The sequence below is a fragment of the Chromobacterium sp. S0633 genome (assembly GCF_024158805.1).
Classification (GTDB): domain Bacteria; phylum Pseudomonadota; class Gammaproteobacteria; order Burkholderiales; family Chromobacteriaceae; genus Chromobacterium.
The window spans coordinates 28,919-55,237 of record NZ_JAMZGH010000010.1 but is presented as its reverse complement, the minus strand read 5'-3'; the positions used below and the strand labels follow the sequence as shown (position 1 = coordinate 55,237).

General features: G+C 63.7%; 30 protein-coding genes. All 30 read left to right on the top strand.

Translation table 11 applies throughout. The features are described 5' to 3' along the window. Positions 1–34 precede the first annotated feature (34 nt). Complete coding sequence (flhA, locus tag NK214_RS09390; RefSeq protein ID WP_253314315.1) at positions 35–2,086, top strand: flagellar biosynthesis protein FlhA; 2,052 nt, start codon at positions 35–37, stop codon at positions 2,084–2,086. A 12-nt stretch (positions 2,087–2,098) separates the two neighbouring features. Continuing rightward, a complete protein-coding gene (locus NK214_RS09385; RefSeq protein ID WP_166451308.1) occupies positions 2,099–2,779 on the top strand; it encodes a flagellar hook-basal body protein in 681 nt (226 codons plus the stop codon). A gap of 15 nt (positions 2,780–2,794) precedes the next feature. Further along, complete coding sequence (gene flgG, locus NK214_RS09380; RefSeq protein ID WP_166451307.1) at positions 2,795–3,574, top strand: flagellar basal-body rod protein FlgG; 780 nt, start codon at positions 2,795–2,797, stop codon at positions 3,572–3,574. Continuing rightward, entirely contained in the window at positions 3,574–4,497 is a 924-nt protein-coding gene (gene flgA / locus NK214_RS09375) for a flagellar basal body P-ring formation chaperone FlgA (protein ID WP_253314314.1), read from the top strand. The genes flgG and flgA overlap by 1 nt, the downstream gene beginning before the upstream one ends. Before the next feature lie 30 nt (positions 4,498–4,527). Beyond that, positions 4,528–5,652 carry a flagellar basal body P-ring protein FlgI gene (locus NK214_RS09370; RefSeq protein ID WP_253314313.1) on the top strand — a complete coding sequence of 375 codons (1,125 nt, stop codon included), beginning with the start codon at positions 4,528–4,530 and terminating at the stop codon, positions 5,650–5,652. A 14-nt stretch (positions 5,653–5,666) separates the two neighbouring features. Next, positions 5,667–6,008, top strand: a complete 342-nt coding sequence (locus NK214_RS09365) for a flagellar basal body protein (protein WP_253314312.1) — start codon at positions 5,667–5,669, stop codon at positions 6,006–6,008. After that, positions 6,009–6,452: a flagellar basal body rod protein FlgC gene (locus NK214_RS09360; protein ID WP_166451303.1), complete on the top strand. Its 444-nt coding sequence runs from the start codon at positions 6,009–6,011 to the stop codon at positions 6,450–6,452. It begins immediately after the preceding gene. Beyond that, complete coding sequence (locus tag NK214_RS09355; RefSeq protein ID WP_235084201.1) at positions 6,449–6,727, top strand: flagellar hook-basal body complex protein FliE; 279 nt, start codon at positions 6,449–6,451, stop codon at positions 6,725–6,727. Before NK214_RS09360 ends, NK214_RS09355 begins: the two co-directional genes overlap by 4 nt. A gap of 180 nt (positions 6,728–6,907) precedes the next feature. Then, on the top strand, positions 6,908–8,290 hold the full coding sequence (gene fliF, locus NK214_RS09350) for a flagellar basal-body MS-ring/collar protein FliF (protein WP_253314311.1): 1,383 nt from the start codon (positions 6,908–6,910) through the stop codon (positions 8,288–8,290). Continuing rightward, complete coding sequence (locus NK214_RS09345) at positions 8,290–8,829, top strand: hypothetical protein (RefSeq protein WP_253314310.1); 540 nt, start codon at positions 8,290–8,292, stop codon at positions 8,827–8,829. Before fliF ends, NK214_RS09345 begins: the two co-directional genes overlap by 1 nt. Next, complete coding sequence (locus NK214_RS09340; RefSeq protein ID WP_253314309.1) at positions 8,822–9,505, top strand: FliH/SctL family protein; 684 nt, start codon at positions 8,822–8,824, stop codon at positions 9,503–9,505. The genes NK214_RS09345 and NK214_RS09340 overlap by 8 nt, the downstream gene beginning before the upstream one ends. Further along, positions 9,502–10,824, top strand: a complete 1,323-nt coding sequence (locus NK214_RS09335; RefSeq protein ID WP_253314308.1) for a FliI/YscN family ATPase — start codon at positions 9,502–9,504, stop codon at positions 10,822–10,824. Before NK214_RS09340 ends, NK214_RS09335 begins: the two co-directional genes overlap by 4 nt. After that, positions 10,825–11,262, top strand: coding sequence for a hypothetical protein (locus NK214_RS09330; protein WP_253314307.1), 438 nt, complete (start codon positions 10,825–10,827; stop codon positions 11,260–11,262). It begins immediately after the preceding gene. After that, a complete protein-coding gene (locus tag NK214_RS09325) occupies positions 11,259–11,936 on the top strand; it encodes a hypothetical protein (protein WP_253314306.1) in 678 nt (225 codons plus the stop codon). The genes NK214_RS09330 and NK214_RS09325 overlap by 4 nt, the downstream gene beginning before the upstream one ends. 2 nt (positions 11,937–11,938) lie before the next feature. Next, positions 11,939–12,355, top strand: coding sequence for a flagellar hook assembly protein FlgD (locus NK214_RS09320; protein WP_166451295.1), 417 nt, complete (start codon positions 11,939–11,941; stop codon positions 12,353–12,355). Beyond that, on the top strand, positions 12,352–13,545 hold the full coding sequence (locus NK214_RS09315) for a flagellar hook-basal body complex protein (RefSeq protein WP_253314305.1): 1,194 nt from the start codon (positions 12,352–12,354) through the stop codon (positions 13,543–13,545). The genes NK214_RS09320 and NK214_RS09315 overlap by 4 nt, the downstream gene beginning before the upstream one ends. After that, a complete protein-coding gene (locus NK214_RS09310) occupies positions 13,542–14,327 on the top strand; it encodes a FliM/FliN family flagellar motor C-terminal domain-containing protein (RefSeq protein WP_253314304.1) in 786 nt (261 codons plus the stop codon). Before NK214_RS09315 ends, NK214_RS09310 begins: the two co-directional genes overlap by 4 nt. Beyond that, on the top strand, positions 14,324–14,641 hold the full coding sequence (locus NK214_RS09305) for a FliM/FliN family flagellar motor switch protein (protein WP_253314303.1): 318 nt from the start codon (positions 14,324–14,326) through the stop codon (positions 14,639–14,641). Before NK214_RS09310 ends, NK214_RS09305 begins: the two co-directional genes overlap by 4 nt. A gap of 5 nt (positions 14,642–14,646) precedes the next feature. Then, complete coding sequence (locus tag NK214_RS09300; RefSeq protein ID WP_235084192.1) at positions 14,647–15,060, top strand: flagellar biosynthetic protein FliO; 414 nt, start codon at positions 14,647–14,649, stop codon at positions 15,058–15,060. Further along, a complete protein-coding gene (gene fliP / locus NK214_RS09295) occupies positions 15,057–15,779 on the top strand; it encodes a flagellar type III secretion system pore protein FliP (RefSeq protein ID WP_253314302.1) in 723 nt (240 codons plus the stop codon). Before NK214_RS09300 ends, fliP begins: the two co-directional genes overlap by 4 nt. 6 nt (positions 15,780–15,785) lie before the next feature. After that, positions 15,786–16,502 (top strand): sigma-70 family RNA polymerase sigma factor, encoded by a 717-nt coding sequence (locus NK214_RS09290; protein ID WP_253314301.1) that lies wholly within the window; start codon positions 15,786–15,788, stop codon positions 16,500–16,502. Positions 16,503–16,665: 163 nt separating this feature from the next. Continuing rightward, entirely contained in the window at positions 16,666–17,340 is a 675-nt protein-coding gene (locus NK214_RS09285; RefSeq protein WP_253314300.1) for a flagellar basal body L-ring protein FlgH, read from the top strand. 28 nt (positions 17,341–17,368) lie between these two features. Beyond that, entirely contained in the window at positions 17,369–17,962 is a 594-nt protein-coding gene (locus NK214_RS09280) for a hypothetical protein (protein ID WP_253314299.1), read from the top strand. Positions 17,963–17,989: 27 nt separating this feature from the next. After that, positions 17,990–18,367, top strand: coding sequence for a hypothetical protein (locus NK214_RS09275; protein WP_166451287.1), 378 nt, complete (start codon positions 17,990–17,992; stop codon positions 18,365–18,367). Beyond that, on the top strand, positions 18,367–19,506 hold the full coding sequence (locus NK214_RS09270) for a lipopolysaccharide assembly protein LapB (protein WP_253314298.1): 1,140 nt from the start codon (positions 18,367–18,369) through the stop codon (positions 19,504–19,506). Before NK214_RS09275 ends, NK214_RS09270 begins: the two co-directional genes overlap by 1 nt. A 726-nt stretch (positions 19,507–20,232) precedes the next feature. Then, positions 20,233–20,754 (top strand): fimbrial protein, encoded by a 522-nt coding sequence (locus NK214_RS09265; RefSeq protein ID WP_253314297.1) that lies wholly within the window; start codon positions 20,233–20,235, stop codon positions 20,752–20,754. Then, the gene (locus NK214_RS09260; RefSeq protein ID WP_227107118.1) at positions 20,735–21,529 is read left to right on the top strand and encodes a molecular chaperone; all 795 of its coding nucleotides are present in this window, start codon (positions 20,735–20,737) and stop codon (positions 21,527–21,529) included. The genes NK214_RS09265 and NK214_RS09260 overlap by 20 nt, the downstream gene beginning before the upstream one ends. 10 nt (positions 21,530–21,539) lie before the next feature. Then, the gene (locus NK214_RS09255) at positions 21,540–24,116 is read left to right on the top strand and encodes a fimbria/pilus outer membrane usher protein (RefSeq protein WP_253314296.1); all 2,577 of its coding nucleotides are present in this window, start codon (positions 21,540–21,542) and stop codon (positions 24,114–24,116) included. Further along, positions 24,092–25,540, top strand: coding sequence for a fimbrial protein (locus NK214_RS25160; protein ID WP_253314295.1), 1,449 nt, complete (start codon positions 24,092–24,094; stop codon positions 25,538–25,540). Before NK214_RS09255 ends, NK214_RS25160 begins: the two co-directional genes overlap by 25 nt. Then, on the top strand, positions 25,530–26,297 hold the full coding sequence (locus NK214_RS09245; RefSeq protein WP_253314294.1) for a fimbria/pilus periplasmic chaperone: 768 nt from the start codon (positions 25,530–25,532) through the stop codon (positions 26,295–26,297). Before NK214_RS25160 ends, NK214_RS09245 begins: the two co-directional genes overlap by 11 nt. The last annotated feature ends 22 nt before the right edge of the window (positions 26,298–26,319 follow it).

The window sequence follows — 26,319 nt, the reverse complement described above, 5'->3', positions numbered from 1 at the left end:
GCCGGAGACAGGCGGTGTTGCGATGGCGTTTTAGATGAGTAGCTTGCTCAAGTTGTTCAAAGAAGGGGCGAACGTGTCGATCATCCTGCTGATGGTCGGCATTTTGTTCGTCTTGTTCACTCCGGTTTCGGCCCGAGTGCTGGATGCGCTGTTGCTGGGCAATTTCAGTTTGGCGCTGTTTGTGCTGTTGCTGACCTTCTATGTGCGCAAGCCGGTGGATTTTTCCACCTTCCCGTCGGTGTTGCTGATCGCCACTTTGCTGCGTCTGGCGCTGAACGTGTCCGCCACCCGGCTGATCCTGTCCGACGGCGACGCCGGCCGGGTGATCGGCGCCATTGGTTCCTATGTGGTGGGCGGCAACTATGTGATCGGGGTGATCGTGTTCCTGATCCTGGTGGTGGTGCAGTACGTGGTGGTGACCAGCGGCGCGCAGCGGGTGGCGGAGGTGGCGGCGCGGTTTACGCTGGACAGCATGCCCGGTCAGCAGATGAGCATCGACGCCGATCTGAACATGGGCTTCATCGATCAGACGGAGGCGCAGCGTAGACGCAAGGAGCTGGAGAAAGAGGCGGGCTTCTATGGCGCGATGGACGGCGCCAGCAAGTTCGTCAAGGGCGACGCCATCGCCGGCATCATCATCATGCTGATCAATATCGTGGGCGGTTTCGCGGTGGGGGTGGCCCAGCACGGTATGCCGTGGCAGGAGGCCTTGCAGACTTACACCTTGCTGACCATTGGCGACGGCATCGTGACCCAGGTGCCAGCGCTGGTGATTTCGGTGGGCACCGGCATCATTATCACGCGCTCGGCGTCGGACGACAGGCTGAGCAGCGAGGTGCTGGGTCAGTTCACCGCCTATCCCAATATTTTGCTGATGGTGGCGGGCGCGTTGGCGCTGGCCGCGCTGCTGCCCGGCTTGCCGGCCTTGCCTGCCTTGATGCTGGCCGCTTTGTTCGCCGGCGGCGGCCTGGCGCTGCGCCGTTTGCGGGGCGGCGCCGAAGACGGCGGCCTGGTGGATGAGGCCGCCGCGGAGACGGAGGCGGCCGACGCCTCGCTGTACGACGAACTGAGGGTGGATCTGTTGTCCATCGAGCTGGCGCCGGATCTGATGCCGCTGATGGGGCAGGACGGCAGCCTGCTGTTGGAGCGCATCGCTCTATTCCGCAAGCAATACATGCTGGATTCCGGTCTGGTGCTGCCCAAGGTGAAGGTGAGGGAAAGCAAGAGCTTGCGCGACGGCGCTTACCAGATCCGTTTGCAGGGCGACAAGGCGGGCGAGGGGCGTTTGGAGCCCGGAGCCTGGTTGGCGATCCATCCCGGCGGCGAGCGCGGCAAGCTGGAAGGCACGCCCACTACCGATCCCGCCTACAACCTGCCCGCCATCTGGATTCAGGACGCGCAGCGGCCGCGCGCGCGCGAGCTGGGCTACACCGTGGTGGACGCCGCCACGGTGTTCATGACGCATTTTTCCGAAATCGTGAAGCGACACTCCGCGGACTTGCTGACCCGCGAGGAAGTGGAGCGCCTGGCGCAGCATTTGCGCCAAACCCAGGCCAGCCTGTTGGACGAGCTGCTGCCCAATGTGATGACGCTCAGCGAAATCCAGAAGGTGCTGCAGGCCTTGTTGCAGGAGAAGGTGTCTATCCGGCGCATGGACACGATTCTGGAGGTGCTGGTGGACGCGGCGCGCGCCAGCAAGGACGTGGACGAATTGACCACGCGCGTGCGTCAGCGTCTGGGCAGCGTGATTTGCGCGCCGCTGCTGGATGGCGACGGCGCCTTGCACGTGATCACCTTGGACGGCGGCATCGAGCAAACCTTGTACGACGGCTTGCGCCGCAGCGAGGGCGGCGCCGCTTCGCTGGCGCTGGACCCGCGGTTTGCCGAGCAACTGCTGAAGAAGATGTTGGCCGAGTCCGAAAGGATGGCCGGCGCCAATCATATGCCGGTGCTGTTGTGCGCGCCGGAGGTGCGCGCCAATTTGCGCAAGCTGACCGCGCGGATGATGCCGCACCTGCATGTGCTGGCCTTGAACGAAGTGCCGCCGGGCGTGGGCTTGAAGGCCTTCGCCGCAGTGACGTTTTGACGGAGGGCTCGGATGAGCGAGTTATTGAACGCGATGGCGGCTTCGATGCAAGCCGATATGAACCGGGTCAATACCGTGGCCCACAACATCGCCAACAGCAATACGACGGGTTACAAGCGCTTGTTCACCCTGGGCGGGGACGTCCAGGCCGGCGCGCTGGCGGATGGGCGGCAAGGCGCGATGAGCCGTACGGGTTCCGATTTGGATCTGGCGATAGAGGGTCCCGGTTATTTCTCCGCGCAGGATAACGGTGGCGCTTACCTCAGCCGCGGCGGCGCGTTGCGGCTGGACAGCCGAGGCAGGCTGGTGCTGGCCCAATCCGGCATGCCGCTGGAGGGGGAGCAGGGGGAGATCTTTCTGCAGCCGGGCGCTTTTCGCGTGGCTGACGATGGTCAGGTTTTCCAGAAGGAGCTGGCGGTGGCCCGCATCAAGCTGGTTTACCCGGCCAAGGACGCGCGGCTGGAGGCCGCCGGCAACGGCTTGTACCGGGTCAGCGGAGCCATGGTCGATCCCAAGGACTTGGGCGGCCCGGGCCGTTTGCGACAGGGTTTTCTGGAAATGTCCAATGTGAACTCCACGCGGGAAATGGTGGAGTTGATGGAGGCGACCCGCCATTTCGAATCGGTGCAGAAGGCGGTGCAAGGCATGGACGCGGTGTGGGACAAGGCGCTGCGCAGCTTGGGCGAGTTTTAAGACGAGGACGGAATCGTGATTGATGCATTGTATGTGGGCGCCACCGGCATGGCGGCGCAGCAAGGCGGTTTGGAGGCGGTGGCCAATAATCTGGCCAATATGAACACGCCGGCTTACAAGCGTTCGCAAGCGGTGTTCGAGGATCTGGTCTACCGCGAATCCGCGCGGCAGACGCCGGCTCAGGGCGAAACCGCCGGCGCGGCCTATTTGGGCCTGGGCACGCGGCTGAGCGCGGTGGAAAAAGTGTTCAGCCAGGGGGATTTGCGGCCGTCGGAGTCGGAGTTCGACGTTGCGCTCAATGGCGAGGGTTTTGTCGCCGTCGGCAACCCGGACGGCAGCCAGCTGTTCAGCCGCTTGGGTTCGTTGCGGGTGGGCGAGGACGGTTTGTTGCAGCTGCGCAGCGGTCAGCCGTTGGAGCCCGCCATTACGCTGCCGCGAGACGCCCGCGGCCTGCGGGTGGCCGAGGACGGCCGGGTTTCCGCGTTGACCGAGGACGGTAAGACGCTGGACGTCGGCCGGATCGAGTTGGCCATGTTCAATAATCCGGCCGGGCTCAAGCCGGTGGGAGAGGGCCTGTATCAGGCGACCGAGCAGTCCGGCGCCGCGCAGATGGGGCTGGCCGGGGAAGAGGGGCGCGGCAAGTTGGCGCAGAAATACCTGGAAGGCTCCAATGTGAAGATGGCGGACGAACTGGTCAGCATGATGCTGGCCCAGCGCGCGTTTGAAGCCAATTCCCGCATTATCCAGGCCGCGGACGAGATGCAGTCCATCGTCAACAATTTGCGGCGCGGCTGATGAAGCGAGCCGCGCTGCTGGCGGTGTGGGCGGCGTCGATTCCGGCTCAGCCGCTAACGGCGCGGAGCGCGCTTGAAGTGGAGGGCCGCAGCGTCAACCTGGCTCAGGCGTTGGAGGGGGAGGTTCCCGCCGCGTTGCGGCGCGCGCTGGAGGCGCGGCCGCTGGCCACCGGCCTGAAGGCCGGAGAAACCCGGACGCTGGGGCGCGCGCAGTTGTTGAGCGCGTGGCGGATGGCGCTGGGAGTGGAGGCGGAGCGCTGGCCGGTACGGTTGCCCGAGCGGCTGACGGTTACGCGCGCGGGCGGAGAACCGGCGGCGCCTGCGCTGGCCAAGGAGGCGGAGCAGGCTTTGCGCGCCGGGTTGGCCGGCGAGTGCGAGCGTTTGGAGCTTCAGCCTGAGCGGAACGAGATCAAAGCGCAGCTGCCGGCTCAAGGCGTCCGCCTAGCGGCGCGTTTGCCCGCCGCGCCCGCTCTGGCGAGACGGATGGCGGTGTGGCTGGATGTGTTTGAAGGACCCGAGTTGTACGGCAGTTGGCCGGTTTGGTTGCAGGTGAGTTGTTTGCGGCCGGTGTATCGCGCCAGCCGGGCGGTGGCGAAAGGCGAAGCCTTGTCCGCGGCCAATGCCGAGCAAACGCTGGCGGACTGGACGGAAGCAAGGCCGCTGTCCTCTTTGCAGGGCATGGCCGCCGCCAGGGACCTGGCAGCGGGAACGGTGCTGCGGCTGGCGGACGCCAGGCCGGCGGCGCGGGTGCGCAAGGGAGAGCGGGTGTTGGCTCGTTTGAGCAGCGGGGCGATCCGTTTGGAAGTGGGCGCGGAAGCCTTGGGCGACGGCGCCATCGGGCAGCTGGTTTACGTCAGACGGGAGCGGGATCAATCCGTGTTCAAGGCCATCGTCGTGGCTGACGGCGTGGTGGATGTGTTGTGACAACAGGCGGCCTGGCAGGGTCGAGCGGAAATGAATAAGAGAACATGGTGCTTGCGGGTGTTGCAAGGCGGCGCATTGCTGGCGCTGACCGTTGCGCTGGCCCAGGCGGGCGAGCGTATCAAGGACTTGGGCCGCTTCAATGGCTGGCGTGACAACCAGTTGATCGGCTATGGCCTGGTGACGGGCCTGGCGGGGAGCGGCGACAGCGCGCGCAGCCAGATGACCCAGCAATCGCTGGCCAACCTGCTCAAGCAGTTCGAGGTCAATTTAGGGCCGGACCAGGTCAATAGCCGCAACGCGGCGGCGGTGATGGTCACCGCCAATATGCCGCCCTTGCTGGAGCCCGGGGCGCGAGTGGACGTCACCGTGACGTCCATCGGCGATGCCCGCAGCTTATTGGGCGGCAGTTTGCTGCAGACGCCGCTGAAGGGCGGCGATGGCCAGGTCTACGTGCTGGCGCAGGGGGCGCTGTCGGTTGGCGGCTACCGTTACGACAGCAATGGCAACCGGGTGCAGAAAAACCATCCCACGGTAGGACAGATTCCCGCCGGCGGCATTGTGGAGCAGGCTGTGGCCACCCACTTCCTCCGCAACGGCATGGCCGAATTTCTGCTGTCCGCGCCGGACTTCACCACGGCCGAGCGCATTGCGCGGGCGATCAATCAGAAGCTGGGCGGCAATCTCGCCAGCCCGCTGGGGGCCGGCAAGGTGGGGATTCGGGTGGACGCGGCCTCGGCGGCGGGCACGACCAGCCTTTTGAGCCGGATCGAAGCGATCGAGGTGACGCCGGACGACCGCGCGCGGGTGGTGGTGAACGAACGCACCGGCACTGTGGTGGCGGGCGGCAATGTGATGCTCTCCGCCGTCACCGTGGTACATGGCGACTTGAAAATATCGGTGGAAACCGATTATCTGGTGTCGCAACCGCCTTCGCTGTTTGGCTCCGCGCGCGACGTGCGGACAACGGTGGTGCCGCAGACCCGCGTCGCGGTCCAGGAAAAGCCCTTGCCGGGGATCAGCCTGAAAGGCAATTCCACCATCGCCGATCTGGTTGCGGCGCTCAATCGCATTCAAGCCAGTCCGCGCGACGTGATCGCGGTGTTGCAGGCGGTCAGAACCGCCGGCGCGCTGCGCGCGGAACTGGTCATTCAATAAGGGAGGAAGGGGCAATGCAAATCGCTTCGCTTGGCGAAACCGTCTCGCGCTCACTGGACGGCCTGGTGCTGCGGCAGCAGGTCATCGCGCAGAACATCGCGAATCTCAATACCCCCGGTTATACGCCGCTGCGCGTGGACTTCGAATCCGCCTTGCAAGGCGTGGAGGGCGCCGGGCCGCGCATTCTGCCGGATCGGCGTCCCGCAATTGCTCCCGGAGCGGCTGGTTCCGCCGCGGAGTTGAGCCACCAGGTGTCGCAGCTGGCGGATACCACACTGCGTTACCAGACCCTGATCAAGGGCATCAATAAGCAGCTGGCCATCATGCAGTTGGCGATTTCGGACGGGAGGCGCTAAGTGGCCGGGCTTTGGGAGTCACTGGCGATCAGCCAGAGCGGCATGGACGTGGAGCAGCTGCGGGCGGAAGTGGCCGCGCGCAATATCGCCAACGCCAATGTGGCGGCGGCGCCGGGCGCGCCGCTGGCCAAGCCCTTGCGGGTGATGACCCAGCCGGTGGGCGCGCAGTTTGGCCAGGCGCTGGCGCGGGCGGAGGCCGGCTTGCCTCCGCCTGGGGGCATCCGCGCCGTGGTGGTGGAGTCCGACGCGCCGGCCCGCAAGGTGTTGGAGCCGTCCAGCCCCCTGGCCGACGCGCAAGGCTATGTGCAATACGCCGGCGTGAACACTTTGGAAGAGATGTTTGCGCTGACCATGGCGGTTCGGTCTTATGAAGCGAACGTGACCGCGTTCAACGCGGGGCGCTCGATGATGCAGAAGGCGCTGGAAATTGGAGGCAAACAATGATTGAGGCCATTGCCGGCAGCGCGCTGGCGGATTCTCTGTCCGTCGCGACGGCCAAGCCCTTGGCGCCGACCGGATTTGAAAAAGTGCTGACCCAGCTGGAGAAGTCCGAAAACAGCCTGGGCGGCTTGCTCAACGATGTGGCGACCGGCCAGGCGGGCAGCTTGCACCAGGTGATGTTGCGGATGGAGGAGACCCGCATGCAGTTCGAGCTGTTCATGCAGGCGCGCAACAAGGTGCTGGACGCTTATCAGGAAGTGATGAGGATGCAGGTGTGACGAGCGGTTTAGGACCGATACGATCTACTGCGCGTCGTCTTAACGTTGCGCGGTGAATACATCTTCGGAGTGTTCATTGATTTGATGGCAACTCCGCTTCCTCTGCTGTTTTCGCCTGGTCTCGCTCAAGTTCGCGAGATCGTAAACAGCGATGTGGATATTTGATTGGATAGGCGAGAGATGGTCGATTTTTTCAAGGCGCTGTGGCAGCGCTCTTCGGGCGCGGGGCGCGCCCTCCTGGTGGCGGGCGCCCTGGCGGCGGTGGCGTTGCCGGCCGGCGCGTTCTGGTGGTCCGGGCGCGTTGACTACCAGGTGTTGTTTGCCGATCTGGACGCGCGCGACGCGGCCAGCGTGGTGGCTGCGCTGGAAAAGCAGAAAACGCCCTATCAGCTGACGGATGAAGGCAAGACCGTCCAGGTGGAAAAGGATTTGTTGTACAAGACCCGGATGAAGCTGCTGGGCGGCGGCCTGGATCTGAAGAGCTCGGTGGGCTTCGAGCTGTTCAACAATGCGGAGTTCGGCGTGACCGAGTTTGCGCAAAAGATCAATTATCTGCGCGCGCTGCAGGGCGAGTTGGCGCGCACCATCATGGGCTTCGACGAAGTTCAGAACGCGCGCGTTCACCTGGTGTTGCCGGAGGGCGGAATGTTGCGCAAGCGCGGCGCCAAGGCCAAGTCTTCGGTCTGGGTGACGCTGAAAGGCGGCAAGAGCCTGCAGCAGGAGCAGGTCAGCGGCATCCAGCGGCTGGTCGCGGCTTCGGTGCCGGACCTGGACGCCGCCGCGGTGACGGTGCTGGACCAGCGCGGCGTGGCCTTGTCGGCGCGCGCGCAGGACGAAGAAGGCGTGGCGGGCATAGACGCTGGCTTGCAGTTGAAAAAGGAAACCGAAGCTTATTTGGCCGACAAAGTGAGCCGCATTCTGGATACGGCGCTTGGGCAGAACCAGGCGGCGGTCAGCGTGGATGTGGCCTTGGATCTCTCCTCGCACAAGCTGACGCGCGAGTCGGTGATCGGCGATGGTTCGGACAAGGGCATCCTGGTTCGCCGGAAAGAGCAATGGCAGGACGGCGATGCTTCGCGGCTGGCGCCGTCGTCGGCCGGGGGCAATAAATCCCTGGACGCGGAATACCAGGTTGGCCGCGAGTTGCGGCAGACCAGCAGCGGCGGCGGGGCGGTCAAGCATATCAGCGTCGGCATCGTGACCAATACCAGCTTGTCCGACGCCACGGTGGAGCGGCTGCGCGAAGTGATCTCCATGGCGGTGGGACTGGATAGCGGCCGCGGCGACGGCATCGCTTTTTCCGTGATGGACAATGTGACCCCGGTGGCGGCGACGCAGGCGGCGGAGGCCGTGCCGGCTTCGCCCGCCCGCCAAAAAGAGCAAGGCGTCGGCGAATGGGTCTTGTGGGGCGGCGCGGCCATACTGTTGGCGCTGGGCTTGATCGGCGGCGGTTTGCTGCGACGCAGAACGACTGCGCGCACACTGACGGAGTCCGAGCGCGAACGCTTGCTGCGGCAGGTGCAGCGCTGGCTGGCGGCGGAGCAGGCCGGAGGCGGCAAGTGATGGGGCAGGAGAGTTTGCGGGCCGCCTTGGCGGTGTCCGCGCTGCGGCCCGAAGAGCGGACTTGGCTCGAATCCCGGTTGACGGAGGAGGAGCGCGTTTTGCTCGGCCAGGCGCTGGAGCAATTGGACGATAGGCCGTTGACCGAACAGGCGGATAGACTGGAGCCGCCGGCGTCTTCTGCCGGCGCGGATCTGTTGAACCGCGGCGCGGAGCCCTTGCTGGAGGTTCTGCTGGCCGAGCCGGTGTGGATGCTGGCGGCGCTTGGGCATGCGCTGGGCGCGGAGCAGCGCGGCAAGCTTCTGAACGCGGCTCAGGATGCGGAAGCCTGGCGCGGGCGCATTGACAGCCTGCGCCGTGAGTGGTCCGGCGGAGAGACGCAAGCGGCGCCGGCTTTGCGTGAAGCCATGCGGGAGCGCTTGCAAGCGTTGACGGCGGCGGTGCCGGAGCGGCCTTCGGTGCGTCCGGCCGGCATGGAGCAGGCTCCGACCGGCTTGGGTTTGAGGCTGCGGGCCTGGTTGGGGAGGCTGCGCCATGAGTGAGATCCTCCGTAATCCCGGCATTCGAGAAAGCGCGGATTCGGCCGCCGCCCCTGAGCGGCCGCGTGCGGATTCGGCGCCTTCCCAGGCGGCTCGGCAGCCGGCGCTAGAAGAGATCCAGGCCATGCGGGAGCGCGCGACGGCGGAAATCGACGCCGCGCGCGCCAAATGCCAGGCCGAGTGCGAAGAGCTGCGCGCCGCGGCGCGCCAGAAAGGGTATCGAGAGGGCATGGCGCAGGCCGAGGCCGAATCGCTCCGTGTGCGCGAGGCGCTGGGCGCTCAGGGCAAGGCCTTGCTGGCCGCCTTGGGCGGCGTCCGCGAAGCGGTGCACGAGGAGGTGGAGCGCATGCTGTCGCCGCTGCTGCTGGAGGCGCTGGCGCGCATGATAGGCGAGATGCCGCTGTCCGCCGAACTGGCGCGTTCCTGCGTGCGTAGCGCCTTGAGCGAGGCGGCGGGACGCGAACCGGTGCGAGTGCGCCTCCATCCGGCCGATGCGGCCTTGCTTGCGGGCGACGATGCGGCGTTGAGCGAGGCGGGCCGCGAGGTGAGCGTGGTGGCGGACGCCAGTCTGGACGGGGGCGGCTGCATCGTTGAAACCCTGCATGGCGATATCGACGCACGCATGACCACGCAGATGGAGCGTTTGCGCCGGAGTCTGCAAGAGGCCAGAGCGCGATGACGCCCGGACTTGAGCAATTGCGAGCGGCGATCCACGCCTCCGATCTGGTGGAACGCGTGGGCTACGTCAGCCGTAAAGTCGGTCTGTTGGTGGAGTCTTGCGGACCCGCCGGCATTGGCTTGGGCGATCTGTGCCATATCGAGCTGGCCGGCGACAGACCGGCGGTGTTGGCCGAAGTGGCCGGCCTGGATCGGGACCGCTTGCAGTTGCTGCCCTACGGCCCGGTGGACGGCCTGCTGCTGGGCGCTCGAGTGGTGTCCGCCGGACACGCGTTTTCGGTGCCGGTGGGCGATGCGCTGCTGGGGCGGGTGGTGGATGCGTTTTGCCGGCCGCTGGACGGCAAGGGAGAGATCGAGTTTGCCGGGCGAAGGCCGGTGCGCAGCGCGCCGATTCCGGCGTTGGGCCGCAGCCGGATCAACCGGGTGATGGAAACCGGCGTCCGGGCGATAGACAGCATGCTGACCATAGGCTACGGGCAGCGGCTTTCCATCATGGCGGGCAGCGGCGTGGGCAAAAGCACGCTGCTGGGCATGCTGGTTCGCAATTGCGCGGCCGACGTGGTGGTGGTGGGCCTGATTGGCGAGCGCGGCCGCGAAGTGCTGGAGTTTATCGAGGAAAGCCTGGGTGAGTCCGGGCTGGCGCGTTCGGTGCTGGTGGTCGCCACCGCCGACGAGCCCGCGCTAGTGCGCGAGGCGGCGGCCTTGAGCGCGGTGACGGTGGCCGAGCATTTTCGCGATCAGGGCCGCTCGGTGTTGTTGATCGTGGACTCGCTGACCCGCTATGCGATGGCCCGCCGGGAAGTGGGCCTGGCCATTGGCGAACCAGCCACCTCGCGCGGTTACACCCCGTCGGTGTTCTCCGAGCTGGCCGGCATGCTGGAGCGCTGCGGCACGCGCAAGGAGGGCGGCTCGATCACCGGCTTGTTCACCGTTTTGGTGGAGGGCGACGATATTCACGATCCGGTGGCCGATAGCGTCCGCGGCATTGTGGACGGCCACATCGTGCTGTCGCGCGAACTGGCCAATACCGGACATTTTCCGGCGATCGACGTGTTGGGCAGCGTCAGCCGTCTGTCGTCGGCGCTGACCTCGGAGGACGAGCAAGACGTTATGAAGGCTTGCCGCAAAACGCTGAGCGTGCTGGCGGCGAGCAAGGACTTGTTGGAGTTGGGCGCCTATCGTCCTGGCGGCAATCCGGAGCTGGATCAGGCTTTGGAGCGCAAAAGCGGCTTGGAGGCTTTTTTGCAACAGGATACTCGGCAGCGCGAGGGCAGAGCGGCGGCGCTGACGAGTTTGGCCGCTGTGCTGCAAGGAGGCTAAATGACGGGTTTTCCTTACCGCCTGGAACCCTTGCTGGGCTTTCGCCAGTCATCATTGCAACTGGCGCGTCAGGCCTTGTCGGCGGTCGAGAGCCGTCTGGAGGCCGCTCGTCAGATTCTGAGTCGGGCGCAGGAGGACATGCGCGTTTGCGAACAGGCCTTGGGCGTGTTGGCGGGCAACCCTCCCCTGTACTTGTCCGCCCTGAATTTCTTGCGGGAGCAGCGGCTGCGCTGCCAAGCGCTGTCGCAGGACGTGAGCGAGGCAGAGCGGGATTGGGCGCAGGCGCGGGCCGTTTTGCAGCATGCGCGCACGGAACTGAGGCAGGTGGAAAAACATAAAGAGCGTCATCGGCTGGCCGCGCGCGAGCGGGAGCAACGCAAAGTGTTCCGCGAGCAGGACGAGGCTTGGCTGCAACGCCGCAGGCAAGGAGGCGCATGAGCGTCATCGTGTTGGATGGAGAGCCGGGCGGCGCGCCGGCGCGTTCGCGGCGCGAGGCGCCGGAGCCGCAGGCGGGCCGGCAATGGCAAAGACAGCTGGAGGCCGAACTGGCCAAGCACAGCGTGTGCAGGGCGATACGGCTGGGCGATGGGATGGACGCGAGCGCCGAATTGGCTGTCGAGGGCCGGCCAGGCTCCTTGCCAAATGAGGCCGAAGCCTTGCCTTGGATCGCCCCGCGCGGCGCCGAACCGGCCCCGAAGGGCCTAAGCGTCGTGGACGCGGGAACGCCGGTCGCGATGGAGAGCTTAGGCTTGAAGGCGGTGGCGAAGGCGAGGGCAGAGGGTGGACAGGCGGCGCCGGTAAGGCCGGCTGCGGACGGCGGGGACGGCGCGGAAGCGCCGCTCGCCACGGAGGCGGCCTTGGACGTCGAGACGGCGGCGACGCTGAGAACTTGGTTGAAGCCCTGCAAGATTACGGTCTTCGCCGATCAGGGCGCAGTGCGGGTCTGGGTGAGGGATGCCAGGCTTGACGCCGGAGAAGCCGAGGCTCTGGGGCAACGGCTGGCTCGTCAGCTCCGGGACAAGGGAGGGCGGCTGGCGATGCTGGCCGTCAACGGCGCGGTGGTCTTCCAGGAAAACGCCGCAGGCGGCTTGCCTATTTTGAAACAGGGGTGAACATGGCAACTACAGGTTTGGGCATTTCGAGCGGCGGCAGCGTTGCGCAGACGAGGGGAATCACCCAGCAGGATTTTCTGCGGATTCTCTCCACGCAACTGACTTTCCAGGATCCGCTGAAGCCTATCGACAATCAGCAATTCATGGCGCAGATGGCGCAGTTCTCCTCCTTAGAGCAGACGAGGATGTCCAATGAAAAGCTGGATACCCTGCTGGCGCAGCAAGCGGCCAATCAGTCCTTGGGGCTGATCGGCAAGACGGTGGAGGTGGCGACGGCGAGCGGCAACGTGCCGGGCCAGGTCACCACTATTTCCTTTGCCGGCGGCCAGCCCATGCTGACGGTGAAGTCCGCCAGCGGCGAACTGATGACCGGCGTGTCGCTGACCCAGGTGGCGCTGGTGCGCGGGAGCGCGACATGATCGATACCATGTTCGTCGGCTTGAGCGGGCTGCGCACCTTCCAGAAAGGCTTGTCCAATATCGGCAATAACGTTGCCAATCTGAACACGCCGGGCTTCAAGCGCACTTCGCTGCAATTCACCGACATGATGTACCAGTACGATACCCAGGGCGGCAATGGCGGTCAGCACGGCGTGGGCGTGAAGATAGGTTCCACGGTGACGGATTTCTCCTCCGGTGAGCTGCAAGCGTCGGCCAACCCTTTGGATGTCTCGGTGGACGGCGCCGGTTTCCTGGTTTCCAAGAACGGAAACCAGCTCAATTACAGCCGGGTGGGACAGTTTGAACTGGATCTGGACGGTGTGCTGAGTTCTCGGCAAGACAAATCGCGAATCCAGATGCTGGGGCCCAACAAGGAGTTGCAGGACTTCTCCATCGGCGCCTTGCGCAACCAGGCCGCCAAGCCGACCTCCACCATCAAGTTTGCGGACAACCTGTCCACCGGCGCGACCAACAGCAGCGTCGAAACCACGGTGTTCGACAAGGACGGGGTTGCGCGGCAGTTGAAGATCAGCTTCACCGGCACCGGCACGCCCCGCAATTGGAAGGTGGAGGTTCAGGACAAAGTGGCCTTGAGCACGCTGGGGAGCGGCGAGATTCGTTTTGACCCGGACGGCTCGCCGTCCTTTGGCTACAACCAGGTCTCGGTCCGTTTGAACACGCCCAGCAGCGGAGGCGGCATTCTGAAACTGTTCTTCGGCGAACCGGGCTCCATCTCGGACACCACCAGCCTGTCCGGCGGCACCTCGTCCACCATCCGCGTGGCCAGCCAGGACGGCTATGCGTCGGGCGCGTTGACCAAGCTGAGTTTCGATCAGGACGGCAAGGCGCAGATCAGTTACTCCAATGGGCAAACCGCGGTCGCAGGCAAGCTGGCGCTGGCCTGGTTCGCCCAGCCGGATCAGCAGTTGGAGCGCATTGGTTCCGGCTACTACCGCGCGCGTCCGGGACAGACGGCCGAGTACGGGGCGGCGGGCAGCGGCGTTTTCGGCAAGGTCGCGGCAGGCAAGGTGGAGCTGTCCAATGTGGAGCTGTCCGCCGAATTCAGCGACATGATGATCACGCAGCGCGGCTATCAGGCGGCGTCCCAACTGATTTCCGCCGCCAATGAAATGATGCAGCAGGCTCTGCAGATGAAGGGGGGGCGATGAGCGTTGCCCTGCCGTATCGCCTGTACGCCGGCGCGGAGCTGGCGCAAATCGAGTCGCGCTTGCGCGAGCGGTGCTCGTATTGGCTGCGGGATTGGTCAATTGCGGAGGGCGAAGTCGACCTAAGGCTGCGCCCGGTCGCCTTGTCGGATCTGGCCGGCTTGGCGTGGCTGGATGGCGGCGAAGCGCTGCCGGCGATGGCGAACGATGCGGAAGCGGATGGTTTTTTCTCTGCCTTATGCCTTGGCGTGAAAAAAAGCCGCGCTGCGCTGGACGCGTCGAGCCTGGCCGGCCCGGTGCTGGACGCCGCCCGTCTGGCCTTGGGCCGTCAGCTGACCGCAGGAGACGACGCTAGCCTTTACCGGGACAAAGCGGTGAGCGCGGCGGAGTTGTTGCCCCTGTATTCCGTGCTTGGCGCGCTGTGTCTGCAACTGAGCGCGGCGGGCCAGACATTGGCTGTGCTCTTGTCGCCGGAGCAGGCCGCGGGCTTGTTGCCGGCCAGGGCGCAGCCAGCGGCGTTGGAGCCGCTGAAGTTGAGGGATTTGCCGCTGGAACAGCTAGTGGAGCTGGAAGTGCGCGCCGCGCCGGCACGCCTGTCCTTGGCGGACCTGGAGTCCTTGCAAGCAGGGGATGTGCTTCGGCTGGATCAGAAGGCGGATGGATTATTTGAGCTTTGCCTGCCTGACGGCATGGCTTTAGGACGGGCGAAGTACGGTGTGGATCAGGGACGTCTGGCGGTGAAAGTCGTCCGACCGGCACGGCCCATCAAAAAGAGTGAAACATGAGCAAGGAAGTTGAAATTTTCAATCCAGCCCCTTTGGACGCCAAGGCGGATGCGGCGGCGCAGGGTTTGCTGGGGGGCCGTCTTGAATTGCTGAAAGACGTGGAAGTTCGGTTGGATACCCGGATTGGCCGCTGCCAATTGAGCATCGCCGCACTGGACGCGCTGAAGGAGGGCGAGGTGCTGGCCCTGGACAAGACGCCGGGGGACCCGGTGGAGATCCTGCTGGGCGGTCAGGTGGTCGCGCGCGGCGCCCTGGTGGTGGCGGGCGACCATCTTGGCGTCCGCATTGAGCAGGTGGCGCGTTTTTCCGCGTGAACGGCATGATGAAGATGAAATACGCGTTTGCCCTGATAGTGTGCGTCCAAGGCGCGAGCGCGCTTGCCGGTGTGTGCGCAAGCGGGACTTCCGCGCCTGCTTGCGCGGTTTCGGCATCCGAACCGGCGCGGGCTCCGCTGCAGTTTCGTCGTGATCCGCCGGCAAGCAGCGGCGGTCTGCTTGGCCCTTATGAAATATTGGGCGGCTTGGCGCTGATCGGCGCTGCGGCGTGTTGGTGGCGATTGCGTCGTCCGCGCCTTGGCCAAGCCGGGACCGGCGCGGATAGTCTGCGGGTGGTGGACAAATGCCGCTTGTCCGCTAAATCAACGGTGTATGTGGTCCAGCACCGCGACCGTGAAATCATGTTGGCGGAAAGCGAGCATGGCGTCACGGTGCTCAGGGATGAGTCCAGAGCATGAGAAAAATGCAGCAATGGATTTGGGCGCTTTGCTGGCTGCCCCTGGCGGCCAACGCCCAAACGCAAATGGTGGACGTGGCGCTGAACGGCGCAGGCGTCAGTCAGGCGGTCAACATCGTGCTGGCGTTGACCTTGGTGGCCTTGCTGCCGGGCATGATGGTGGCGATGACTTCGTTTACCCGCATCGTGATCGTGCTGTCCATGTTGCGGCACGCGATGGGCATGCAGGAAACCCCGCCCAATGTGGTGTTGATCATGCTGGCCGCGTTCCTGACCTTGCTGTCCATGGGGCCCACCTTCGAGAAGCTGGATCAGCAGGTGGTGACGCCCTTGTACCAGCAACGTTTGCCGGCTTCGTCCGCTCTGCGGCAAGGAGGGGTCATCATGAAGGAATACATGATAGGCCGGACTCGCGAGCAGGATATGAGCTTTGTGCTGAGCAGCGCGGGCAAGGACATGCCCGACAATGCCGAATCCATCAGTCTGGTGCATGTGGTGCCTGCCTTTCTGTTGAGCGAACTTAGGCTGGCCTTCCAAATCGGTTTCGTGATCTTCCTGCCTTTCCTTCTAGTGGACATCATCGTTTCCAGCGTTTTGATGGCGATGGGGATGATGATGGTGCCTCCGGTTTCCATCGCTTTGCCGATCAAGGTGCTGATGTTTGTATTGATCGACGGTTGGACGCTGGTGGCCAGGGCGGTGTTGTCCGGCGGCTCATGATCCGCGATGCCCGCCCTGAATTCGTCCTTGGATGCTGAGGCGCGCGATGTGCTCCAAGCCGCCGCCGCCTCAGCCGAAGCCCGAGCCGCATTGGTGGAGGCTCATCAGCCCTTGGTGCGCATTCTGGCGGCGCGGATTTATGCGCGGCGGGTGGGGGACAGTTACGAGTTTCACGATGTGTTCCATTGGGGGGTGATAGGGCTGCTGGAGGCGATTGACCGTTATCGTCCCGAATGCGGCGTGGCGTTCAAGACCTATGCCGAATATCGGATTAGGGGGGCGATCTTGGATCAGCTGGCGCGAACGTCGGAAGTGGCGAGCCAAGCGTCCGCGCGCCGGAAAGCCTTGCAGGAACGGGTTGAGGCGATGGAGCCGGATGCGGCGGAACCCTTCGATATTTTGCGGGAGCTGTCGGTGGGGCTGGCCATCGGTTTCATGCTGGAGGACAGCGGGATGTATTTGGCCGAGCCGGAACCGGCGTCCGAGGATCTGGCCTACCGTTCGCTGGAGTTGAAGGAAACGAAGCGGGACTTGTTGGCCGGCTTGAGCGGGGTGCCGGACAAAGCGCAAAAAGTGCTGCGACTGCACTATCTGAACGGGGTGCCGTTTTCCGAGATCGCTCAGCTGATAGGGCTGAGCAAGGGGCGGGTTTCGCAGTTGCACAAGGAAGGCTTGGCCGCCTTGCGCGCCAGCCTATCTTCGGCGAAAGAGAGGGAGGCCTGAAAAGATGCGTGAGGCGCCTAAACTTTTCCGCCGCGGACGAGATAAGACTGTTACAGGCGTGTGCTGTCGAGCGGTAGAGACGAGCCCTTGGTTTCGCTTGCTGCGGATGGACTGCCGTCCAATTGAAAGACCGATTATGTCTTGTTGTGCCAGAATAATGTTGTTGTTTACCGTCTTGTCCGCGCTGGGCGGATGTGTAGCAACGCCCAAGCCATTGGTTTCCGGGCCGACCAGCGCGGATCCCGCGCCTGTTCCCATGGCGCAGACCACCCCCGGCAGTCTGTATCAGCCTGGCCGTTATCGTTCCTATTTCCGCGACGATGTGCCGTCCCGCGTTGGCGACAGCCTGACGGTGGTGATTCAGGAGCGCGCCAGTTCCAGCTTGTCCGAAGAGGCCAGAGGCAGCCGGGATACTCGGCTAGGCAACGAGATCGGAGTGGAAATGGACGCTCCCGCAATCAACCGGATGTTTGGCTGGTCCCCGGGAAAGAAGTCCTTGTCCGGCGAACTGAGCGCCTCCGGCGGCGAGAAGATGGATGGCCGAGGCAGCCGCAACAACAGCAGCAGTTTTACCAGTTCCATCTCAGTGACCGTGGTGGGGATTCTGGCGAACGGATATTTGCGGGTGAGCGGGGAGAAGCAGGTCCAGATAAACGAGGATAGCGAGCAGATCCGGCTGTCCGGAACAGTCAATCCTCGCGACATCCTGCCTGGCAACCTAGTGTCCTCCACCAAGGTCACGGATGTTCGATTGGAGCAGCAGACCGCCGGTAATCAGAGCTTGTTCGCCAAGCCCGGCTGGCTGACTCGTTTTTTCATGAGCGTGCTGCCGTTCTGATGCGGCGATGTGTTGAAATGGAGTACTAATGGATTACGCGATATTGGATCAGGAAGAGCTTTTTCAGTTGGCTTTGCAAGCGATGGAAAGCCAGCAACATGCGGAAGCGGTGGCGCTGCTGAAGCAGGGGGTGAGAAACGATGGCGAAGATGCCCGCCTGCGTTACTTGCTGGGAGCGGAGTATGCGCAGATCGGCTTGTTTGACCGCGCTGTGGTCGAAATGGAGCAGGCGGTGGCTTTGCAGCCGGGGCTGGTGATGGCGGTTTTCCAGTTGGGCCTGTTGCATCTGACCCAGGGGCAGCCGGACCGGGCCGAGCAAGCGTGGCAAGGGCTGGGCGAGTTGGCGGAGGATCATCCGCTGCAACTGTTTCGCCAAGGCCTGCTGCATCTGATCCGGGATGAGTTTGCCGATTGCCGGGAGCACTTGACGCGAGGCATCGCGGCCAACCAGGCCGCGCCCATGCTGAACGAGGACATGCGGCGGATTCTGGCGCAGATCGATGCCCAGCAGGGCGCCGGCTCTGAGGCGCCGATGGTGGAGGCCGAGCCGGCCGCGGGCGCCTCGGCAGGCAACTTGCTGCTGCGAGGGTACGCCTCCAGCGGAGACGATAAGCTACATTGATGCAGGTGTTTGGCTGGAATTGAACCGATGGAGCCGATAGACAAAGCCAGTATTTTACAGCGCTTGTTGGCCAGAAACCGATCGGTAGAGGGCCAAAGGCCGGCCGGATCAAAATCCGCGCCGGCGGCCGGCACGGCCAAGGCTGCTGGTAGCGCCGACGTGCGTCGACAGATTGCCAAGCAGCTGCGGGCGATCGATCCAAGCTGGCCCGATGCGGAGTCGCGCGTGCTGGAAGTGCATGTGCGCGCTTTGCTTGCGGAAGAGTTTGGCGCCGGCGCGGCAACGGATCCGGCTTTCGGCGGCTTGGTGGCGGATGTGGCTGCGGCCCTTCGTCAGCACCCCCAATATGAAAAGCTGGCCGCGTACTTGCGGCAGCAATTGCAACAATCCCATAAGCAAGCATGATGACCGAACCCAATCAGCGATTAAGCCAATTACAGGCTTATCTAGCGGCCGATCCGGCCAATCCTCATTTGCTGCTCGAACTGGCCGATCTCCATTTGCAGGCCGGCAGCCTGCATGAGCATGAAGCCGCTCTGCGGCAATTGTTCGCGGCGGCGCCGGGACACTTTGGCGGCCGCTCCTTGCAGGGCGTCGCCTTGATGCGGCAGGGACGTCTTGACGAGGCGGTGGCGGTGTTCCAGGCCTTGCGGGACGAAGCTTGGGAGGAGCCCGCCTTATTCTACAACCTGGCCTACGCGCTGATGTTGCAAGGGCGTTATGAGGAGGCGGAGCCCCAAGCCGCCAGAGCGTCCAAGAGTTTGGCGCTCTTGCCTCAAGCCGGCCCCTTGCATGTCCGCGCCTTGCACTTTTTAGGCCGGCTGGAGGATGCGGTTGTAGCGGCGGAAACGGCTTTGCGGCAGTTTCCTGAGCACCTGAGTCTGTATGGTTTGTTGGCGACCTTATATCTGGATCAAGAGAATCTGGCCGCTGCGGAACGCATCGCTCGTCAAGTCTTGGAGCTTTCGCCTTCCGATCCGGATGCGGCGACAGTGTTGGGCATGTTGGCCTTAAGCAAGCAGGACCTGACCGTCGCAAGCCCCTTGTTGCGGCAGGCCTGCGCCAGTAAGCCGAATTCAGGCCGGGCGCAGATGGGGCTGGGTCTGGTTTCCATGCTGGAAGGCAAACTGGATGAGGCGGAGTCCAGCGTGGCTCAAGCGCTGCGTTCGATGCCGGGGCATGTGGGCAGTTGGCATGTGCTGGCCTGGTGTCGAATCTTGAGCAATCGACCTGCGCAGGCCAAGGAGGCTTTGCTGGAAGCCTTGCGGCTGGATCGGAACTTTGCCGATACCCATGGCGGCCTCGCCATCGTCGCGATCATGGAGGGGCATTTGCAAGAAGCCCAGCAGTCCGCCAGACGGGCTTTGGGACTGAACCCCGACAGCTTCCCCGGCCAATATGCGCAGAGCTTGTTATTGCAGTCCGCGGGCCAGGCCGAACAAGCCAGGCTCATTCATGAGCGCTTGTTGAATAGCGCGGTATTGCCTGATGGCACCAAGCTTAGTGAAGCGGTGGCCAGAGCGATGGCCTTGTCGTCGTTTTAAGAGCCTGTCCAAATTTCTCAGCCGCAAGGTTTTGTCTCGCTCTTGCGCGTGAGATCGTGAACCGGTTCGACATGTAATGTCAGCTTGCTTGATGGTTGTCTTGCTGTTGTAGACAGCTAGGATTAGCCGTCTGGCATGGCCCCTTGTCCTCTTGGCGGGACAAGGGGTTTTTTGTTTTTATAAACTCTCCTGCCAGGCGTGGCGCTTGACATGATGTTCTCTGAAGTTTTGATAGGTTATTTTTGTGAAATGGATAGGGTGTTAGCTGTTAAGGATAGTATTAAAACATAACACTGTCTGAGATGAATTCATTAGGAGGGGGCGCTTGAGGCCTAGGAGATGTCAGATTCAAGCTCGGTTGGAAAACGCTGATGTGGCGCATGATATGGTAATGTTGGCTGAGCGGACGGCGCATATTGCCTGGATGGCATCCATGTAAGCAGGGGGCTGTTTTGGTGGTTTTGGTTATCTATAAATAGATCCATTATGTAATTTTTGAGAATATAACGCTTGTTATAAACATATTAATTTTATCATTATTGTAAATTAATTTTTGGTAAATGCGTTTGCGTTTTTTGTGTCGCCATGATTTTTTTAGGAAAAATCCTATTTGTCTGTTTAGGGGAGCTAAGTACAATCGGCCTGTCTTTTATTTTGGGCTCGATTAAAAGGATTTTCGGCGAGTTTGAAATTGAAGATATTTAAATATCAATGGAGAGTCGTTTCATGAAAAAGATCGTCGTTTTGGCCAGTTTATTTCTGCCGACTTTAGCGCTGGCGGGCAACACCATTAACTTCCAGGGCGAAGTGTCCTCGCAAACTTGCAAGGTGGATATCAACGGCAATGACAGCAACCCGGTGGTTCTGTTGCCTACGGTGCCGACGACCAGCCTGAGCGCGGCGGGCGCGGCGGCGGGGCAAACCGATTTCACCATCCGTCTGACCGGTTGTGAAGCGGCGCCCACCGGCGGCACCGAGATCAAGACCGTGTTCGTCGCCAATAGCCTGACTAAGGACGGCAATATCGTTAACACCGGCACCGCCAAGAACGTTGCCCTGCAATTGCTGGACCCGGCTGCTCCGGCTAATCCGTTCGACCTGGCCGGCGGCTACAAGGCGTCCGGCCTGGTATTGGAAGCAGGCAAAACCACGGCTGAGCACAAGTTCGCCGTCCGCTACTACGCCGAAGGCGCCGCCACCGTAGGGTCGGTGCTGGGCAGCGTGCAGTATGCGGTTTCCTACTTGTAAACCTAGCGGCAGTCAGCCGGAGCGCGGCGCGTTTAGCGCCGCCGCGCTCCGGCGCGCGCTGCTGCCGGGACTGATTCTGCTGACGGCGTGGCCGGCGGCCTGGGCCAGCGTGGTGCTGAACAACACCCGCATCGTTTATCCCGGCCAGGCTCGCGAGAGCAGCATCCAACTGAGCAACGAAGACGCCACGCCCAATGTGGTCCAGGTCTGGCTGGATTCCGGCGACGTGGACTCCACGCCGGAGTCCGCTTCGGCGCCGTTCGCCGCCATGCCGTCGGTGTTCCGCATGGAACCTAAGGCGGGTCAGACCGTGCGGTTGGTGTTCGACGGCAGCGAGCTGCCGCAGGACAGGGAGTCGGTCTACTACTTCAACATGCTGCAGATCCCGTCGGTTACCGGCGAGTTCTCGGAGCAAAACCAGATGCTGGTGATGCTGCGCAGCCGGCTCAAGCTGTTTTATCGCCCGGCGGGCATTCAGGGCCGGGTTGAGCAGGCGCCGGAGCAACTGCGTTTCTCCTTGCAGCGTCAGGGCCGCGCATGGCAATTGGTTGCGGACAACCGCAGCGGCTACTACCTGACGCTGATGGGCGGCGAGGTGATGAGCGGCGGCAAGGCCCACGCTTTCAAGGCGGACATGCTGGCGCCGTTTTCCCGAGCCAGTTGGCCGGTATCGGGGCTGACGCAGACCAGCGCGCCGCTCTCCGTGCGTTACAAGCATGTCAATGATTACGGCGGCGTGAACGAAGTCGAGTCCGCCGCCGTGGCAGCGGAGTGATTCCCCGGATATGACTTCAACTTCCTATCGCGGCCAGTGGCTTCCTGGTCTTCCCCCCATGCTGGCCGCCGGCGCGGTCTGCCTGTCGCCTGGCTTGGTCTGGGCCGAGCCGGGTACGGCCGAGGCCGCGCCGGCGCTCTTGGCTTACCGTTTCGACAAGCGGCTGCTGCAAGGCAACTCGCTGGCGGACGACATCGAGCGCTTCAACAAACCCAGCCAGGTAGACCCCGGCGAGTACCTGGTGGATGTTTTCGTCAACAATACGTTTTACTCTCGCCAAACCGTGAGCTTCCGGCGCGAGGAAGACCACCCCACGTCCGCTTGTCTGGATCGGGCTTTCCTGATCAAGGCCGGAGTCTTGCCCGAAAGCTTGCCGCCGGACGAGGAGGACGCGGCGGCGTGCTGGCCGCTGGCGCTGCGCATTCCCGGCGCCGGCAGCGAGTTCGACCTGCCGCGGCTGCGTCTGAATCTGTCGGTGCCGCAGGCGGCGATGAAACGGCTGCCGCGCGGCTACGTGGCGGAAGAGGATCTGGACGTCGGCGCGGCCATCGGCTTCCTCAACTACGACGCCAACAGCTACCGCTCCAGCACCGGCGATATCAGCAACACCTATCACTACGTTTCCGCCGACGCCGGGGTGAACCTGGGTCTGTGGCGTTTGCGCCAGCAATCCAACTACAGCAGCGGCATGGCCGGAGGCGGGCGTTGGAATCATATCCGCAGCTATGTGCAGCGCGCCTTGCCCGCCCTGCAGAGCGAGCTGACGCTGGGAGACAGCTCCACCGGCGGCAGCCTGCTGAGCGGGCTCAGCTATCGCGGCGTGCAGCTACGCAGCGACGACCGGATGCTGCCGGAAGCCGTGCGCGGCTACGCGCCGGTGGTGCGCGGCGTGGCGGACACCAACGCCAGGGTGGTGGTGCGTCAGGGCAAGCAGGAAATTTATCAGACCGTGGTGGCGCCCGGGCCCTTCGTGATCGACGATCTGTTCCCCACCAGCTATCAGGGCGACCTGGAGGTGGAGGTGACGGAGGCGGACGGACAGGTGAAGCGTTTCACCGTGCCGTTTGCCGCGGTGCCGGGATCGATGCGGCCGGGCCAGACGCGTTACAGCCTGACGGTGGGCCAGCTGCGCAATACGCTGGAAGACAAGCCGGTGTTCGCCGATTTCACTTATCAGCGCGGCGTCAGCAACGCCTTGACCGCCAATATGGGCGCGCGGGCGGCGTCCGATTACGCCGCGCTGCTGGGCGGGGCGGTGTGGGGGTCTCGCTACGGCGCCTTGGGCGCGGACGCCACCTTGTCGCGCTCCCGCGACAGCGACGGCAGCCAGATCCACGGCTGGCGCGCGGCACTGACTTACAGCCACACCATCCAGCCCACCGCCACGTCCATTACTTTGGCGGGCTATCGCTACTCCACTCGCGGCTACCGCGATCTGGTCGACGCGCTGGGCGCGCGCGAGGCCTATAAGCAGGGCCGGACCTGGAACTCCGGCAGCTTCCAGCAGCGCAACCAGTTCACCGTCAGCGTCAACCAGCGGCTGGGCGATTACGGCAGCCTGGGACTGTCCGCCGCGATCAGCGATTACTACAACGGCAAGGAGCGGGACATCCAGCTGCAACTCAGCTATCAGAACCAGTTCCGTTCCATCAGTTACGGGGTATCGGTGGCGCGCCAGCGCATGGGGCAGTCGCAAGACGGCGGCTCCAGATTTCAGCCGCTGGACAGCGGACGGGTGCGCAATACGGTGATGTTCAATCTATCCATGCCCTTGGGGAAGGTCCGGCGCGCGCCGATGTTGGCGGCCTCGACCAGCCGCAGCGACGGTGAAAACAATCTGCAACTGTCCTTGAGCGGCACCGCGGACGAGGCGCAGACGGTCAGCTACGGCGTCAACGTGTCGCAGACCTCGCAAAACAGCGCCACCGCATTGGGCGGCAATGTGCAAAAGCGCTTCCCGCTGGTCACCGTGGGCGGCAGTTATTCGCGCGGACGCAATTTCACCCAAACCGGCGCCAGCGCGCGCGGCGCAGTGGCGGTGCACCGCGGCGGCGTGACCTTCGGCCCCTATCTGAGCGAAACCTTCGGCCTGGTGGAAGCGCCGGGCGCCAAAGGCGCGGAAGTGCGCTACGGCATGGGCGCCAAGGTGGACCGCGCCGGTTACGCGCTGATCCCGTCGCTGACCCCTTACCGTTACAACGACGTGTCGCTGGACAGCAAGGGCCTGGCCGATGGCGTGGAGCTGCAAGGCGACCAATTGCGCACCGCGCCTTACGCCGGCGCGGCGGTCAGGCTGAAGTTCGCCACCCGCCGCGGCCAGGCGCTGTTGATCAAGGGGCGGCTGGCAAACGGCCAGGCCCTGCCCATGGGCGCGATGGTGTACGCGGAAGACGGCTCCAATATCGGCATGGTGGGCCAGGGCGGGCAGGCCTATGCGCGGGTGGCCTCCCGCAAGGCGCGCCTGCTGGTGAAGTGGGGCAAAGAGGCGGACAGGCAGTGCGCGCTGCCGTATGAACTGGCCGACGACGCGCCAAGCCGGCCGATTATCCGCCTGGAGGCGGAGTGCGCGCCGCCGCTCAAACAATGAGGACCAAGATGAAATTTCAAACTGACGCCGCGGCGCGGAGGCATGGCGCGGCGGCCTTATTGGCCGTGCTGCTGGGTGGGCTGTGGAGCGCGCAGGCGGAGGCCGCGTGCTATCGCGTGTCGCGCCCCACGCCGTCGACCAATCCCAACGATGTGGATTATGTTGAACCGGGCAAGGGGGTGGTACGGTTGTGGGAGGGCGCGCGAGACGATGCAGGGCAGCAGGCGATGGCGATGACCCTCAATATCAATAACGAGATATTCCAGCCTGACGGCACCTTGTTGGGCAGCAAGGTGTTGAGCATTTACGACTTGGGTTTCGGCAATATCGGCGGCTATACGCCGGAACAAGTGCTATTCCGTTGCACGAAAGAAGAAGAGGGAAAACTGTTTGAATACTACTCGACCAATGGCGACAACGAATGGGCCGGCAGGGATGAGGTGGGCAGCGCCATCGGGCTGGCGGATTCTTACCGTACGATGCAGCGCGGGCTGATTTCGCGAGTGACCAATCTGAATACCGGAGAGCATGCGACGCGGAAGTGGAAACGCCGAGCATTGAAACTGACGGCTGAAGACATCGATTCACAGAAGTGGCTTCTGATCAAGGTCAAGCATTTCAGCAACTACAAGGTGGAGTTTTTCAAATACAGCGAGGCGAAGGGCTATCCGGATATAGTCTGGCAGGATAGCGAGCTTGGCCAGAGCTGGGTAAATAGCCAGCCGATAGCTTACAGCGCGTTTCAAGGCGGCGGCTGGTCGCCAGGTTTGTTTATAGGCGCCGATCACATAAACAATTGGTCCGGTTTCTACAACGCCTGGCCCGGCGCCATCAACCCGTATAACACCGTCAAGATCCGCAGAACCGCCAGCTGTCGGGTGGAAATGGTGACGCCGGTGGTGCTTTTCCCGTCCATCAGCGCGGTTGAGATGGAGAAGGGCGGGCAACGTACGCTGCCGATCGAGATCAACCTGCAATGCCAGACGGGCTCGCCGGCCAATATCGGCCTGTCCGGTTTTCAAAGCGGAACCAGAACGGGACAGACGGCGATGGGGGTGTTGGTGCAAGCCGACAATTACCAAGCGGCCTTGAAAGAAGGCTTGGGCGCCCCCGGCGGTAGTGGGGTCACGCATCTGCTGTCCGACGGTTACGGGGTCAACCCCGCCGTGGCCACCGGCGTGGGCGTGGCCTTGAGCCGGCCGGGCGGCCAGCGCTTGAACCTGTTGAGCAATGAGCTGATCACCGGCGGCGGAGCCCCAGACGGCTGGTATCCGGTGTTGCAGGACGCGGAAGCGACGAGTAACCAGAGCGGTCTGACCCATTACCGTGCCCGGATGAGCGCGACGCTGATCCGCCTGCCGGGCAAGAAGGTCAAGCCGGGTTCCTTGAACGCGACCGCGCAAGTGGTGGTCCGTGTCCAGTAGCGCATGGGCGCGCTGGAGCGCGGGCGGTCTGTTGTGCCTATTGTGCGGCAGCAGTTGGGCCGGGCTGATGGCGGAGTCGACACGGGTGGTGTTCGAGGCCGGCGGCGCCGAGCAATCGCTGCAACTGGTCAATCTCAACCCCTATCCGGTGGTGGTGCAGGCCTGGGTCGACGACGGTCATTTGGAGTCCGGCCCGGACGCGGCCGGAGCGGCGGGCGCGGCGGTGATGCCCATTCCGCCTATCTTCCGCTTGAACCCGAAGGGACAGATCAGTCTGCGCCTGCTCGCCACCGGCGTGCCCTTGCCCGTGGATCGCGAGTCGCTGTTCTGGTTGAACCTGTACGAAATCCCTCCGGCGAGGACGGATTTGCCGGCGGATGCGCAGACGCTGACCGTCACGCTGCGGACTCAGATGAAGGTTTTGATGCGGCCGGCCAAGCTGCCCGTCTCGGTTGAGGACTTGCCGGAGCAACTGCGTTTCACCCTGGAGCAGCGGACGGACGGTCCGCGTGTGCGCATCGACAACGCCAGCCCTTATTACGCCACCTTCCGCGCGCTGGAGCTGGCCTGCGCCGGGGCGCCGGCGCAGCCATTGGCGGCGGAGATGGTGGCGCCCTTAACGGCGGAGACGCTGGCCTTGGATTCGTCCCCGTCCTGCGCCGTCGAGCAGGCGGAAGTCCGTTTTTTGTTGGTGGGCGACGATGGCAACCCCGTGGCGGGCAAGGCGGCCCTGGCTTCGAGCGTCAGCGGTTCCTGATGGATGTTTATGAAAATAGAGT

Excerpts from the sequence above, each read along its gene's own strand:
- flhA (WP_253314315.1), top strand. The coding sequence starts at position 35 with ATGAGTAGCTTGCTCAAGTTGTTCAAAGAAGGGGCGAACGTGTCGATC.
- NK214_RS09385 (WP_166451308.1), top strand. The coding sequence starts at position 2,099 with ATGAGCGAGTTATTGAACGCGATGGCGGCTTCGATGCAAGCCGATATG.
- flgA (WP_253314314.1), top strand. The coding sequence starts at position 3,574 with ATGAAGCGAGCCGCGCTGCTGGCGGTGTGGGCGGCGTCGATTCCGGCT.
- NK214_RS09370 (WP_253314313.1), top strand. The coding sequence starts at position 4,528 with ATGAATAAGAGAACATGGTGCTTGCGGGTGTTGCAAGGCGGCGCATTG.
- NK214_RS09365 (WP_253314312.1), top strand. The coding sequence starts at position 5,667 with ATGCAAATCGCTTCGCTTGGCGAAACCGTCTCGCGCTCACTGGACGGC.
- NK214_RS09355 (WP_235084201.1), top strand. The coding sequence starts at position 6,449 with ATGATTGAGGCCATTGCCGGCAGCGCGCTGGCGGATTCTCTGTCCGTC.
- fliF (WP_253314311.1), top strand. The coding sequence starts at position 6,908 with ATGGTCGATTTTTTCAAGGCGCTGTGGCAGCGCTCTTCGGGCGCGGGG.
- NK214_RS09345 (WP_253314310.1), top strand. The coding sequence starts at position 8,290 with ATGGGGCAGGAGAGTTTGCGGGCCGCCTTGGCGGTGTCCGCGCTGCGG.
- NK214_RS09340 (WP_253314309.1), top strand. The coding sequence starts at position 8,822 with ATGAGTGAGATCCTCCGTAATCCCGGCATTCGAGAAAGCGCGGATTCG.
- NK214_RS09335 (WP_253314308.1), top strand. The coding sequence starts at position 9,502 with ATGACGCCCGGACTTGAGCAATTGCGAGCGGCGATCCACGCCTCCGAT.
- NK214_RS09330 (WP_253314307.1), top strand. The coding sequence starts at position 10,825 with ATGACGGGTTTTCCTTACCGCCTGGAACCCTTGCTGGGCTTTCGCCAG.
- NK214_RS09325 (WP_253314306.1), top strand. The coding sequence starts at position 11,259 with ATGAGCGTCATCGTGTTGGATGGAGAGCCGGGCGGCGCGCCGGCGCGT.
- NK214_RS09320 (WP_166451295.1), top strand. The coding sequence starts at position 11,939 with ATGGCAACTACAGGTTTGGGCATTTCGAGCGGCGGCAGCGTTGCGCAG.
- NK214_RS09315 (WP_253314305.1), top strand. The coding sequence starts at position 12,352 with ATGATCGATACCATGTTCGTCGGCTTGAGCGGGCTGCGCACCTTCCAG.
- NK214_RS09310 (WP_253314304.1), top strand. The coding sequence starts at position 13,542 with ATGAGCGTTGCCCTGCCGTATCGCCTGTACGCCGGCGCGGAGCTGGCG.
- NK214_RS09305 (WP_253314303.1), top strand. The coding sequence starts at position 14,324 with ATGAGCAAGGAAGTTGAAATTTTCAATCCAGCCCCTTTGGACGCCAAG.
- NK214_RS09300 (WP_235084192.1), top strand. The coding sequence starts at position 14,647 with ATGATGAAGATGAAATACGCGTTTGCCCTGATAGTGTGCGTCCAAGGC.
- fliP (WP_253314302.1), top strand. The coding sequence starts at position 15,057 with ATGAGAAAAATGCAGCAATGGATTTGGGCGCTTTGCTGGCTGCCCCTG.
- NK214_RS09290 (WP_253314301.1), top strand. The coding sequence starts at position 15,786 with ATGCCCGCCCTGAATTCGTCCTTGGATGCTGAGGCGCGCGATGTGCTC.
- NK214_RS09280 (WP_253314299.1), top strand. The coding sequence starts at position 17,369 with ATGGATTACGCGATATTGGATCAGGAAGAGCTTTTTCAGTTGGCTTTG.
- NK214_RS09275 (WP_166451287.1), top strand. The coding sequence starts at position 17,990 with ATGGAGCCGATAGACAAAGCCAGTATTTTACAGCGCTTGTTGGCCAGA.
- NK214_RS09270 (WP_253314298.1), top strand. The coding sequence starts at position 18,367 with ATGACCGAACCCAATCAGCGATTAAGCCAATTACAGGCTTATCTAGCG.
- NK214_RS09265 (WP_253314297.1), top strand. The coding sequence starts at position 20,233 with ATGAAAAAGATCGTCGTTTTGGCCAGTTTATTTCTGCCGACTTTAGCG.
- NK214_RS09260 (WP_227107118.1), top strand. The coding sequence starts at position 20,735 with ATGCGGTTTCCTACTTGTAAACCTAGCGGCAGTCAGCCGGAGCGCGGC.
- NK214_RS09255 (WP_253314296.1), top strand. The coding sequence starts at position 21,540 with ATGACTTCAACTTCCTATCGCGGCCAGTGGCTTCCTGGTCTTCCCCCC.